Raw genomic sequence first — 11,991 nt, 5'->3', positions numbered from 1 at the left:
TGAACGTGTTTCTTCTCTTTCTTATCCTGCATTTGTATATTTCCCACTCTTTAGGGCAGGCGTAATAATATGTTTCAATGAACGATGTAATTTCGTTACGAGAATTGCTCCTATAATCGCTTTTATGCAATCCCCTGGTAAAAATACAACACTTACTTTCATCGTCTGCCATATAGAAATATCCATTACGAAAGCTTGTACAATAATACCAAATACATAAACTACGAAAATACCACCAATTATATTAATACATAATACCTTTATTATAGAAACTTCACGTAAACGCTCAATTAAATAACCGATGACAAACGCTCCAACGATATAACCGAGTAAATATCCTGCACTTGGTCCAACAAATACACTAAGGCCACCGCGTCCACCAGCAAGTAATGGTGCACCTACTCCTACAATAAGTAAGAAAATAAGCTGACTTAATGCACCTAGTCGTGACCCTAACAATCCACCAGCAAGCATAACACCAAGTGATTGTAATGTAATAGGAACTGGTGTAATAGCAAGAGCAATTGGAGGTATTAACCCTAACACTCCCATAATAGAACTAAATAAAGCGACGAAAACTAAGTTTTTTGTATTCATATTTGCTTCTCCTATTTGTAAACTCAAAATGTTTTTTAGATAACATATTATAGAAGTTATATTATCTTTCTCTCTAGTCTTTGTCAACTCGTTTTTGTTCTAGGTTTACAAATATAAATTCCATTATTTCTCTTTATGCAAATGCTCAAGTTCTTTTCGAAGCGCCTGTTTTAAAAACTTCCCAACAGATGTTTTCGGTATTTCTTCCATAAATACAATATCGTCTGGTAACCACCACTTCGCAAACTGTGGTTTTAAAAACTCATATATTTCTTCTTTCGTTACTGTACTATTTTTCTTTTGAACAACGCAGGCAACAGGTCGCTCTTGCCACTGCGGATGAGGAACGGCAACGACAGCCGCTTCAAATATAGCATCATGTGCCATTAAAGCATTTTCAAGGTCAACTGAGGAAATCCACTCGCCCCCGCTTTTAATCACATCTTTCGTACGGTCGACGATTTTCACGCAGCCTTCCTCATCAACCGTAACGACATCTCCTGTATATAACCAACCATCACGAAAACCTTCGACAGTACGCTCATCGTTATAATAACTTTCAGCGATCCATGGCGCTCGTAAACATAATTCTCCCATCTCCGTACCGTCCCACTTCACTTCACCATTTGTACCGACTACTTTCATCTCTACACCAGGGACAAGATACCCCTGTTTCGAACGGATTTCTAATTGCTCTTCATACGATAATTCTGTTTCATAACTTTTTAAACGCGCAAGTGTTACGAGTGGGCTTGTTTCGGTCATTCCATACGCGTGGATGAAAGGAACATTGTGTTTCTGTTCAAATGCTTTAATAACACTTTTCGGTGCAGCTGCACCACCGCATAGTATTCTCGTCATACTAGATAAATCGTAACTATTATTTTCTAACTCTTGTAATACACCAAGCCAAATTGTCGGCACACCGGCAGCTAACGTCACTTTTTCAGATTGAATCATTTCTAATAAAATTTTTGGCGTAAACATTGGTCCTGGAAGAACTTGTTTTGATCCAAACCAAGTAGCAGCGAAAGGAAGTCCCCAAGCATTCACATGGAACATTGGTACAATCGCCATTGCCGCATCACTTTCCGATAAAGCTGCTGTATCCGCTAAACCGAGTGCCATGCAATGCAAAACAGTACTACGATGCGTATATACAACACCTTTTGGATTTCCTGTAGTCGCTGACGTATAACACATACCAGCAGGTGTATTTTCATCAATATCTTTTACAAATTGGAAATTTGGATCGCCTTCTTCTAATAGTTTTTCATAATGATATACAGGTTCTAGCGTAGTATTTGGAAGTTCATCTTTATCAGTCATAATAATGTAGGCTTGTACAGTTGATAATTGTGATTGAATATTTTCAACGAGTGGTACGAGATCTTCATCAATAAGTAGAATGCGATCTCCTGCGTGCTGAATAATATATGAAATATGTTGAGGAGATAAACGAATATTAATTGTGTGTAAAACGGAAGCAATACCAGGAATAGCAAAATATGCTTCCACATGTCGATGATGATTCCACGCTAACGTTCCTATACGCTCGCCTTCTTTAATTCCTAATTTTTTTAACGCACTAGAAAGCCTTCTCGTCCTTTCACCTAACTGCTTATACGTTAACGTCGTAATTGTATCATGTGTCCGTGAAACAATTTCTTTCTTTGAAAACAGTTTTTCTGCTCTTTCCATCATAGAACTAATTGTTAGCGGTACATTCATCATCATATTGGTTATATCCCCCTTTTAAAACGTTTTCATTTTTGTTTATTATAACAGACTTCAACAAATAATTACGACATTTTTCTGTATTTTCTGAATTATTCCTTTGGAAATAATTCAGAAAATACTAAGAGAAAACATACTAAAATTCCTTCTTACGATATATAAATACCGAAATAACAAAAGAAAAGATATATATGATAACACCAAATATTGTATATAGCATTGAAACGTATACAGATGAATTTAAATTTGATATTGGAAATTGTTCTATGAGATAGCCAATAACACTTTGTAATCCAAAATAAGTAACAAGTCCCCCGCATGCGCCTCCAATTGTAATAGCATCAGATTTTTCTGCTCCAAAAACATAGAGGAGTGGATAGGCTATTGCTCCGGCATTAAGGATGATGAACGTCCCTAAAGTAACACTCTTAAATATATCATCATCAATTGGTGTATCTGAAAATGAAGCATGTACATAAAATATGCCATACGATAATAAAGTACCAATAATTACAACTACAAAATAGAAAAGGTAGTGACTTTGCACAATGTTATTTCTAGTAACCGGTAAAGTAAGTACATATTTTTCATAACCCGACTTACTCTCATACTTAATAACTTCAAGTGCAGGAATCGCAGCAAATAAGATAATGAATGTAGCAATTAAACGGTACATTGAAGCATTACCAAAATAAAAAACAAATCCCAATCCTAATATCGCTATTCCCATGAACGTAAAGAAAGTTCGATACACTAGATAATAGTTTGTCAATAATAAACCTTTCATTTATTTTTCAATCCTCGTTAATAAAACACTTATTTCTTCTATCGAAATGGTTCTATGAGCAATCCCACTTGGTAATTTATGCACATCTGATACAAGTACATTGAAATAAGAACCATTATTCCTTTTCACCACAACTATATCTTTGTTGATTAAAGTTAGTTGTTCCTTATCAACATCTACAATGGCATAATTGTCCAAAACCTTATCCTTTTCTTCATTCAATAAAATTTCTCCATCTTTTATCACGATAAGGTGACTAGCTATTTTTTCTACATCACTCATAATATGTGAAGAAAGTAATATACCACCATTACTTTTACTCACAAAACCTTTTAACTCCTCTAACACGCCCTCTCTAAAGGTAATTATTGTTATAAAAAACTCGAAAAACTCCCTTATTTATTTAAAGGAGTTTTCGATATACAGTATTTCAAGAGGACTAATTTTACTTCTTCACATTGATTCACAATTTCTTCTATACATTTTTGTACGTTGTGCAACGATTAATAAACATCCCACACAGTATATGTTATCATCTCTTTATATAAGGCATACTCATATATATGTAAAATATTACTCCTATTAATTTCCCTAATAAAAATACTTCTCAATAATCATAACGGCTTCTGCTTAAACTTTTCATAATGTCGTACTTTTAATAAAATGATATTCCCGCAATCTGTACAAATATAAGCATCTACTGGTGAAGATGTGAACATCGTCTCCTTTTTCCGTATTTGTGCATAACCGACAAACTCTCCTTCTCCTATGTTATGAGAACCACAATTAGAGCATGTCTGCACGTCTTTCTGTTTCATGAGAGCACCACCTTTAATCTGTTTCTACTCCCTTCGACAATTCACTTCCATTTCCCTTCCAAAAAACCTCTTATTCTCTTACATTTCAACAGGAATCTCAGAACAAACATCGTATATGTACTATGAAATATATTTAATAACGGAGGAATTTTATGAGTACAATTATGACACTCAATGCAGCTCAAGAAATTGAAAACGCCGAAATACATATGCTCTCTTCTAGACTAAAAGCATTACAAGCGTTAGCTGAAAATCCAATGCAAGTACAAATGAAAAAGTTCGGGAGTGCCACTGCCTTTTCATCAAAAATAATTGCTGGTCCGGCTTTTAATACCGTAAAAGGTATTACAAATACAGATGAGTTAGATGAAATTATCTCTTATTATCAATCATTACAAATTCCTTGTCGTTTTGAAATTACACCCGCTCAAGGTACAGCTGAATTATTTCAATATTTATCTCAAAAAGGCTTTTACCAATCCAGCTTCCATACCGCTTTATATAGTATACCGAGAGAAGATCCATCCCTTCTTCCTGCTAACATTTCAGTACGCCAACTTAAAGAAAATGAATTTCATATTTTTGCAGACATATATGTACGTGGATTTAACATGCCATCCTTTACAAAAGATGGCGTCCGTCAAAATAATGAAATTCTCTACAATAAACCCGGCTGGCATTTTTTCATAGCCGAATTTCAAAACACTCCTGCTAGTATAGGAGTTCTCTATATAAATAACGGTGTTGCTTCATTAGCTGCATCTGCTACTTTACCAGAATTTCAACGTAAAGGCTGTCATACTGCATTAATTCAAAAACGAATTGAAACAGCTATTGAATTCAATTGTAATTTAATAGTTGGACAAGCAAGATTCGGTAGCAGCAGCCAAAATAATATGGAACGGGCCCATATGAAAATTGCTTATACAAAATCAATATGGACTGCAAAAGACATATAATTAACATTCCTTCTCCTTGCATTACAATCTTACACATTCTATGACAATTCTTTTTCTATGCCATTAATCATTTGAATATTCAAACTAGATTTGTTACGCTATGACTAGATACATCATTCAACTTGCGATATGAAAAGTGAATTCTAATCAAACTACAAGGAGGAGAAATGTATGACTAAACATGATCATGGTTTAAAAGAAAAAGTAGAAGGTGCTATTGATAAAGTAAAAGGCGAAGTAAAAGGCGAAGTAAAAGAAGTTGTCGGGAAAGTAACTGACAATAAGAAATTACAAGCTGAAGGAAAATGGGATAAGGTAAAAGGCACCGCTAAAGATACTGTCGGTAATGTAAAAGAGAAAGTTAATGAATATAAAGAGCATAAAGAGAATAAATAAAAAAGAACCAGGATGTATGGTTGGGCAAGTAGTAAGTTACTAAAGTTTTTGCCCATAAAATCATTTTAAAACGACAAAAAGATGCCTGAAGGCATCTTTTTGTATATAAACAACTATTTTACATATTACTTTGTGAAATTTGGTTTTAGGTCACCTGTATACGGTTCGTGCTCAACAAAGATTTTTATATCTTTTCCATTCGCATCTTTCCCCATTCTTGTATACGTAAATTTCTCTTTATTTAATTCTGTAAGTTCAAGAACTGCACCGTATTTATTATTTCCTAACGAAACGTGAGCTCTTATTTTATTACCATGTACAACATCAAAGAAACCATAGTCTCCACGACTTTCTCCTGTATTCACATTGAAAAACTCATATTTATTTGTATTTTTATCATATTTTGCTAGACTGATTAAGTTTGAGTTGTATTTTGTTACATTATTACCTTGTTCGTCTAATACCACCGTTCCGTTCCATAGTGTACTAGATAATATTTTATCTCCATCAACATCTGTAACTATTTTACCCGTCGAGCTCTCTAAATTTTTATCAGGTCGCGTGAAAGACAACTCTTTTTCATGATAAGGAATATGTTCAACAAACACTTCTACATCGTTTCCTTTTGCATCTTTCCCCATTCTTTTATATGTAAATTTCTCTTTATCTAATTGCGTTAATTCAACAACTGCTTGATAATTTTGCGTTTCAGAAATTAACACTCTTTTCTTTCCATCATTCGTTATAAAAAAGGTACCGCTATCATTACGACTCTCTCCTGTATTTGCATGAAAGAATTCATACCTTGCAGTTTTAGCATCATACTTTGCAAGCCCAATGAAATTTTGATTTTCTTTCGTTACATCATTATGATCTTTGTCATAGACTTTTGTCCCTTGCCAATTTGTTTCACCAAGTATACTAGCTAATTGTTGTCCTTTCGTTTGTTGAGTTTTCTCAGTCTCTTGTATTGCATTGTATAAAAATTGTGCATACTGTTCACGCGTCACATCTATACTTGGAGCAAATCTCCCTTCTCCTACTCCTTTTGCAATATTATTTGTTTGAACAGCACTAATTGCATTTCTTGCCCATGAGTTCGTTGAAACGTCAGTAAAAGTGTGATCACTCTTTGCCTTTAAATGAAAAGCATTTGTAAGAACCTGCGCCATTTCTGCACGTGTTAAGGATGCCTTCGGTCTAAAGTTTCCATGCTCATCCCCCGTAAAAACACCCATTTCTGTTAAAGATAAAATTTCCTTTATATAGCTTGTTGAATCTTCACTTACGTCACTGTATGGGTTCTCATATTTTTTGTTTTCTTCCATATTAAAATAACGATACATTAAAGCTGCAACTTGTTCGCGTGTTACGTTATCTCCAAACCCAAAGCTTCCATCATCATAGCCAAAAATGATTTTCTCACCTGTTAATTGCTGAATCGCCTCATATGCCCAGTGTCCCTTTGGAACATCTTTGAATACACGAGTATGATTCGTGTTTGCTGTAACCGCTTCTGCTTTCACCTCTCCAGTCGTTTCACTTAATAGACTTCCACCTAAAACTGCTGATATGATACATGTTTTTAAAATTGTTTTATTCATCGCTTTCCAATCCCTTCCTTCATTTAACAAAGAATTACACCACTTATCTTCCAAAATAAGATTCTATGTGAGCAATTCATGTTTTAAATTTTAATTACAGCTAATCGCTTACACCTCCAAGTTTTTTTTCGTAGTATCCATAGCTGTTATATATAGGAATTATAAATAGCAACTATAAATTGCCCATAAATAAATTATTAAAAAAAGATAAAATTAAGATAATATATTTTTAATCTCAATCTAAAAAAAACGTTATTCTTTCTCATCTAGCTTGTTAAGAAAGAATAACGTTTTTTAATTCTAGGATCCTGACCAAAAAGAGGTTTTATTTTACATGTCCAAAAACAATTTCACGGCCCTTTCCAACCAAAACATCGGAAAGAAGTCGTGGCAAATACTTATTTTATAATTGGAGAAAGTTTACTTCCCTTCATTCTTCTCTAACACATACAAATCTTCTTCAATATTAGATAGTTTCTCTGTTACAAGTTTTCTAGCATCTCCAATTGCTTGATTGTATGCAAATGGTCCTACTAATTTAATCATTTCTTCTATTAAACGCTCTGCTTGAAAGCGCCCAATTTCATCTAAATCTTCTTCAACGAAAAATTGTTGAATTTGTGCTACTAGCTCTTCTTTTTTATCATTTGGTATTTTTATATTCATCATCATTTATTACTCCTCTATATGTAAGATAGTACGTTTCTTAACTCTACCATAGAAAAACGCTTTCCAGGACAACTTTTTGTAACGCCTTCTAGCTCCCTGTGACCGAGTATATTTTCTTTCTTTATAGCAAACTGCTTCATAAACATTTTACATAAAGAATACAATGCATTCATTTGTGCGGTAGTTGGATCATATTTATCAAAATTACCCGTCATACATATCCCAATTGTATCTCTATTATTATCTTTCGCATGCGCTCCAATATGTAAACCTCGTCCTTCGACTATAGTTCCATCTTCTTCAATAAAATAATTGTAACCGATCCCGCTCCATCCTCTTACTTTTTGATGAAATTCATGTGTTTTATACACATCCCATCCATCTTCGGATGTATGGTGGATAATCAGTTTGTTTACTTTTTCTAAAGGAACTAATTCATCTTGAAATGTTAAATTAACACATTTAATTTCCATTTGAACATCCCCCTTACAAATCAATAATCATAATTGTTTTATCATCTGGTCTTATTCTCTTTTCCCCTTCTAGCTCTTCGATAATGGCTACATATTCCTTTATACTATTCTTTCTTATATATGCAACAGTTTGTTCCAGTGGCCAATCTGGGTGGAATAATCCGTCTGAACAAATAAAAATCCCGCTTACTTCATCTATATGTAATTCACCATGTTGTAAATAATGTATCGCTTCTTTCATTCCATTTGCAACGGAATATCCGCCCTGCATATTTGCAAGATAACGATTATATTTTAACTGCTCTTTCACATCTTGAAAAATATGTTCTTCCGGTACAGATAACCCCTTTTTACGATCTTCTTCTCTTTTCTTTTTTGCTCGTTGACTAATTCCTTCAACCGTGTCTTTCGTTAATACTTGCATTTTTCCATTTTGAAATATTGCGACAATCATACAGTCCCCTAACTGTGCATATTCAATTTTCTCACCAACTATTTGCACAGCCGCAATACATGTGCACCACAAATGCTCTTTCTTTCTCGTATCTACTTCATACTCTAACATTTTGCTTTGCAATGCTTCATTTGCTTTTGCAACTGCAACTGGTAAACTATGATTTTCACGTAATGAAGCAAAATAACTTGCAAATAAATGTGAAGCGATGTATGCTCCATTATGTCCCTTTTCATCACGAAAGGGTACGAGCGGTGTTGCACCGTCACATACACCATAAACCTTTTTTTCTTCATTACAAAAATAAGAATCCTCACATTCTTGCTTCAACGGGCTTTTCTGTTGATATGTTTTTATCTTCACAACTGTATCCCCTTTCAAATAATAAAATACTCAAATTCTTTTGATTAATCTAATTTCCCGAAATAAACTGTTTTTACCCAAAACTTTCAATATCATATATAATCTTGAAATAATATGAATTTTTTAGTGAAGGACGGGAAAGAGATGGTCAGATTTCTTGGTGTTATTATTGGTTCTATTATTATTGCGATTGCCTTTAATCTTTTCCTTATCCCCCACAAAATTTTAAGTAGTGGAATTGGCGGAATTGCTATTATTTTAGGGATTGTAACTCCTGTAAACACAGGTATTATTAACTTTGTATTAAACTTACCTATCCTTATTTTAGGATACATAGGTCTTGGAAAAAAAGTCATTTTTAACACTATTATCTCTGTTATTGTATTATCTGTTGCATTATACTATGTTCCAGTGAAAGTCGTCGCAACAGATCCGCTTTTATCATCTATCTTTGGTGGTGTCATTGCCGGAGCTGGTATCGGTCTTGTTTTTAACTGTAATGGATCAACTGGTGGATTTGATATTATCGGTATGTTGTTATCTCGCAAACGAGACATTAAACTTGGCGGATTCCTTATTGTTTTAAATGCAGTCGTTGTAATCATTGCAGGATTCTTCTTCACTTGGGATGTTGCTCTTACAAGCTTACTTTCGATTTATGTAACTGGTAAAGTTATCGATGCTATTCATACGAAACATCGGAAGGTTACACTTATGATTGTAACAAATGAAGCAGAAAAAATGAAAAAACAACTTCTTTCAACTGTTGTACGTGGAATTACATTACTTGATGGCGAAGGTGCTTATTCCAGCGAAAAGAAACGTGTACTTATGACAGTCGTTTCTCGTGAAGAATTAGCAAGTATGAAATTAACAATTTCTGAAATTGACCCTCATGCATTCGTTAACATTACCGAAACGGTTGAAGTATTAGGATTGTTTAGAAAAGGTTAAAAAACTAGGTGGAAATTCACCTAGTTTTTATTTTCCATAAATTCAATTCGATTTCCGAATGGATCTGACACATAAAATCTAATTACATCTGGACGTGCATGATCATCTATTACTTCAATACCTTTCTTTATTAACTCTTGTTTAAATTCATCTATTTTTAAAACATAAAAAGCTGGATGCGCCTTTTTAGCTGGATTGAAGTTTTGCTCAACTCCGATATGAATCTCTTGATTTCCACACTTAAACCAGCACCCACCACGCTTCTTTAATTCCTCCGGCTTCGGTATTTCCACCATACCTATTTTTTCACCATAAAACGCTCGTACTTCTTCTTCACACCCTACAGGCGCAGCTACTTGTACATGATCGATACCTTGAATATAATGTCTCATTTTCTCTCCCCCTCTTCTACCCTAATGTTATACAGAAAACCTACTTTTGTAACTTACAAAAAATTTATAAAACAATATAAGCTTCCCCTATTAACACCTTACACTCACTTTGCAAAAAATAAAGAAAACAAAATTTATTCTATAACTTCCATTTTTTATAGAAATACACATTACATCTATATTATAGTTATGAATAGACAAATCTTTTTAGATGCTATTTGTACGGAGGAACTATTATGAGTCGTAAAAAATTTTCATCAACTCAAAGAAAACGTCATCCGAACATTTCTAGACGTTTGCGAAACCATATACAAAATCGTTCATTAACAGAAATGTACGCATCTCTGTTCGAACACAATCCTGATAGTATTATTTCATTAAATTTAGAGGGAGTTATTCTACATATAAATCCTTCTGCCGAAAAAATATTAGGTTATACTTCTTTAGAATTAGAACAGAAAAATATTATCTCTATTTTAGAAACCCATATTTCTGAGCAAGTATTACAAAATATAAAGAATACGGAAGCGGATAATCAACAAGAGTATATTTTATCTATTTATCATAAAAATGGATTCTTATTAGATGTCGTAACAAAACTAGTTCCTATTTTTGTCCAAAATCGTCTAACTGGCGTTTATGCCATTATGAAACCTCTTGAGAAATCAGAAAGAATTGAGAATATGCTAAAAGAAAGTGAGAAGAGATTACGTACATTAGTGGACTCCATGCCTGCGTTTGTTATATTTAAGGATCATGAAGGACGCTGGCTTGAAGCAAATGACTACGCACTTTCTTGTTTCAATTTCCACCATGTACCTTATCACGGAAAAAAAGATAGTGAACTCATTCAATATAACGAAGCATACCGAGAAGCTTTTTTACATTGTGAAGAAGTTGACGAACTAGCATGGCAACAAAGACAAATTCTTCATGGTGAGGAATTTATTATTCATAGAGATGATTTCGACTTAATCTTAAGTATATCGAAAGTTCCACTTTATCATCCTGACGGCTCGCGAAAAGGTCTTATCGTAATGGGAAGAGACGTTACCGAACTAAAAGAAACGGAAAAGTTATTACGAAAATCAGAAAAGCTCGCAGTAGTCGGACAACTGACAGCGGGAATCGCCCATGAAATTCGAAATCCACTCACTTCTCTAAAAGGTTTTCTAACATTACTACTCCCTGAAATAAATGAGGAGCAAAAATGGTATATCGATGTTATGTTAAGTGAGATTTCACAGATGGAATCTATCACTAGTCAATTTATGGCGATGTCTAAACCACAAGTATTATCTATCCAAACTTGTAACATACAAACTTTAATTGAAGAGGTAGTTACATTTATTTTACCAACTGCTATTATGCATAGTGTTCATATTATTATGGATCATTTTGATCACAAACATGATATTCAATGTGATGGTAACCAATTAAAACAAGTTTTTATAAATATATTAAAAAATGCGATAGAAGCGATGCCAAATGGCGGAAATATTTACATCCAAACAAAACCATTAGATGACAACTTTATTTTAATAAGGATTATCGATGAAGGTTGCGGTATCCCAGAAGATCGTATCTCTCGTCTAGGCGAACCGTTTTATAGTTTAAAAGAAAAGGGAACAGGACTAGGATTAATGATGTGTTACAAAATAATTGAGGAACATCATGGTAAATTACACATTGCAAGCGAATTAAATAAAGGTACGATCGTTGATATTCAATTGCCGCTTTCTTCATCTCATCTTGCAATTCAGTCGTAAATAATAAAAGAAACATCTG

13 protein-coding genes and 1 pseudogene are annotated in these 11,991 nt (G+C 33.8%); 4 read left to right on the top strand and 10 right to left on the bottom strand.

The window, feature by feature from the left end; genetic code table 11:
- Positions 1–21 precede the first annotated feature (21 nt).
- From ACUXEY_RS00380 to ACUXEY_RS00360, 5 genes and pseudogenes are all read right to left on the bottom strand, one after another.
- Positions 22–597: a biotin transporter BioY gene (locus ACUXEY_RS00380; RefSeq protein ID WP_166704019.1), complete on the bottom strand. Its 576-nt coding sequence runs from the start codon at positions 595–597 to the stop codon at positions 22–24.
- Between the two features lie 123 nt (positions 598–720).
- A complete protein-coding gene (locus ACUXEY_RS00375) occupies positions 721–2,334 on the bottom strand; it encodes a long-chain fatty acid--CoA ligase (RefSeq protein WP_461299802.1) in 1,614 nt (537 codons plus the stop codon).
- A gap of 136 nt (positions 2,335–2,470) precedes the next feature.
- Complete coding sequence (locus ACUXEY_RS00370) at positions 2,471–3,121, bottom strand: ABC-2 transporter permease (RefSeq protein WP_461299801.1); 651 nt, start codon at positions 3,119–3,121, stop codon at positions 2,471–2,473.
- Positions 3,122–3,478: pseudogene (locus tag ACUXEY_RS00365) on the bottom strand (ABC transporter ATP-binding protein); the annotation flags it as partial.
- Positions 3,479–3,735: 257 nt separating this feature from the next.
- On the bottom strand, positions 3,736–3,939 hold the full coding sequence (locus ACUXEY_RS00360) for a hypothetical protein (protein WP_000810205.1): 204 nt from the start codon (positions 3,937–3,939) through the stop codon (positions 3,736–3,738).
- A 152-nt stretch (positions 3,940–4,091) separates the two neighbouring features.
- Here ACUXEY_RS00360 and ACUXEY_RS00355 point away from each other — a divergent pair, with 152 nt between their 5' ends.
- Complete coding sequence (locus ACUXEY_RS00355) at positions 4,092–4,898, top strand: GNAT family N-acetyltransferase (protein WP_166704024.1); 807 nt, start codon at positions 4,092–4,094, stop codon at positions 4,896–4,898.
- Between the two features lie 171 nt (positions 4,899–5,069).
- A complete protein-coding gene (locus ACUXEY_RS00350; protein ID WP_461299800.1) occupies positions 5,070–5,294 on the top strand; it encodes a CsbD family protein in 225 nt (74 codons plus the stop codon).
- Positions 5,295–5,419: 125 nt separating this feature from the next.
- On the opposite strand, the gene ACUXEY_RS00345 is transcribed toward ACUXEY_RS00350, so the two are convergent.
- The 4 genes from ACUXEY_RS00345 to ACUXEY_RS00330 all read right to left on the bottom strand — a co-directional run bounded on the left by ACUXEY_RS00345 (position 5,420) and on the right by ACUXEY_RS00330 (position 8,875).
- Entirely contained in the window at positions 5,420–6,898 is a 1,479-nt protein-coding gene (locus tag ACUXEY_RS00345; RefSeq protein ID WP_461299799.1) for a DUF4822 domain-containing protein, read from the bottom strand.
- Positions 6,899–7,318: 420 nt separating this feature from the next.
- Positions 7,319–7,570 (bottom strand): DUF2164 domain-containing protein, encoded by a 252-nt coding sequence (locus ACUXEY_RS00340; protein WP_001994665.1) that lies wholly within the window; start codon positions 7,568–7,570, stop codon positions 7,319–7,321.
- Positions 7,571–7,581: 11 nt separating this feature from the next.
- Entirely contained in the window at positions 7,582–8,040 is a 459-nt protein-coding gene (locus ACUXEY_RS00335) for a peptidoglycan recognition protein family protein (protein WP_000402967.1), read from the bottom strand.
- Positions 8,041–8,053: 13 nt separating this feature from the next.
- Entirely contained in the window at positions 8,054–8,875 is an 822-nt protein-coding gene (locus tag ACUXEY_RS00330) for a protein phosphatase 2C domain-containing protein (protein WP_461299798.1), read from the bottom strand.
- Positions 8,876–9,001: 126 nt separating this feature from the next.
- Here ACUXEY_RS00330 and ACUXEY_RS00325 point away from each other — a divergent pair, with 126 nt between their 5' ends.
- Positions 9,002–9,811: a YitT family protein gene (locus ACUXEY_RS00325; RefSeq protein ID WP_000251333.1), complete on the top strand. Its 810-nt coding sequence runs from the start codon at positions 9,002–9,004 to the stop codon at positions 9,809–9,811.
- A 20-nt stretch (positions 9,812–9,831) separates the two neighbouring features.
- Here the strand turns inward: ACUXEY_RS00325 and ACUXEY_RS00320 are convergent, their stop codons facing one another.
- A complete protein-coding gene (locus ACUXEY_RS00320; protein ID WP_429603176.1) occupies positions 9,832–10,203 on the bottom strand; it encodes a VOC family protein in 372 nt (123 codons plus the stop codon).
- Between the two features lie 236 nt (positions 10,204–10,439).
- Between ACUXEY_RS00320 and ACUXEY_RS00315 the strand changes: the two genes are divergently transcribed.
- The gene (locus ACUXEY_RS00315) at positions 10,440–11,972 is read left to right on the top strand and encodes a BA3702 family sensor histidine kinase (protein ID WP_461299797.1); all 1,533 of its coding nucleotides are present in this window, start codon (positions 10,440–10,442) and stop codon (positions 11,970–11,972) included.
- The last annotated feature ends 19 nt before the right edge of the window (positions 11,973–11,991 follow it).

This window comes from Bacillus sp. F9_6S_D1_P_5, from assembly GCF_054823925.1.
The sequence above is the reverse complement of the archived record's forward strand: the minus strand, read 5'-3'. Positions and strand labels throughout refer to the sequence as shown.